Origin of the sequence: Vibrio sp. 11-4(1) (assembly GCF_013048625.1) — a bacterium.
GTDB lineage: Bacteria > Pseudomonadota > Gammaproteobacteria > Enterobacterales > Vibrionaceae > Vibrio > Vibrio diabolicus.
The window spans coordinates 1-1147 of sequence record NZ_VHSY01000046.1 but is presented as its reverse complement, the minus strand read 5'-3'; the positions used below and the strand labels follow the sequence as shown (position 1 = coordinate 1147).

Genomic DNA, 1147 nt, shown 5'->3' with positions numbered 1-1147 from the left:
ACTTTCAGTCGTGAGGAAGGCGGCGTCGTTAATAGCGGCGTTGTTTGACGTTAGCGACAGAAGAAGCACCGGCTAACTCCGTGCCAGCAGCCGCGGTAATACGGAGGGTGCGAGCGTTAATCGGAATTACTGGGCGTAAAGCGCATGCAGGTGGTTTGTTAAGTCAGATGTGAAAGCCCGGGGCTCAACCTCGGAATAGCATTTGAAACTGGCAGACTAGAGTACTGTAGAGGGGGGTAGAATTTCAGGTGTAGCGGTGAAATGCGTAGAGATCTGAAGGAATACCGGTGGCGAAGGCGGCCCCCTGGACAGATACTGACACTCAGATGCGAAAGCGTGGGGAGCAAACAGGATTAGATACCCTGGTAGTCCACGCCGTAAACGATGTCTACTTGGAGGTTGTGGCCTTGAGCCGTGGCTTTCGGAGCTAACGCGTTAAGTAGACCGCCTGGGGAGTACGGTCGCAAGATTAAAACTCAAATGAATTGACGGGGGCCCGCACAAGCGGTGGAGCATGTGGTTTAATTCGATGCAACGCGAAGAACCTTACCTACTCTTGACATCCAGAGAACTTTCCAGAGATGGATTGGTGCCTTCGGGAACTCTGAGACAGGTGCTGCATGGCTGTCGTCAGCTCGTGTTGTGAAATGTTGGGTTAAGTCCCGCAACGAGCGCAACCCTTATCCTTGTTTGCCAGCGAGTAATGTCGGGAACTCCAGGGAGACTGCCGGTGATAAACCGGAGGAAGGTGGGGACGACGTCAAGTCATCATGGCCCTTACGAGTAGGGCTACACACGTGCTACAATGGCGCATACAGAGGGCGGCCAACTTGCGAGAGTGAGCGAATCCCAAAAAGTGCGTCGTAGTCCGGATTGGAGTCTGCAACTCGACTCCATGAAGTCGGAATCGCTAGTAATCGTGGATCAGAATGCCACGGTGAATACGTTCCCGGGCCTTGTACACACCGCCCGTCACACCATGGGAGTGGGCTGCAAAAGAAGTAGGTAGTTTAACCTTCGGGGGGACGCTTACCACTTTGTGGTTCATGACTGGGGTGAAGTCGTAACAAGGTAGCGCTAGGGGAACCTGGCGCTGGATCACCTCCTTATACGATGATTATTGCGATGAGTGTTCACACAGATTGAT

1 rRNA gene is annotated in these 1147 nt (G+C 53.2%); it reads left to right on the top strand.

Annotated features, from left to right (window positions below):
- Positions 1-1109, top strand: a 16S ribosomal RNA gene (locus tag FKN16_RS24245); the annotation flags it as partial.
- Between the last annotated feature and the right edge of the window lie 38 nt (positions 1110-1147).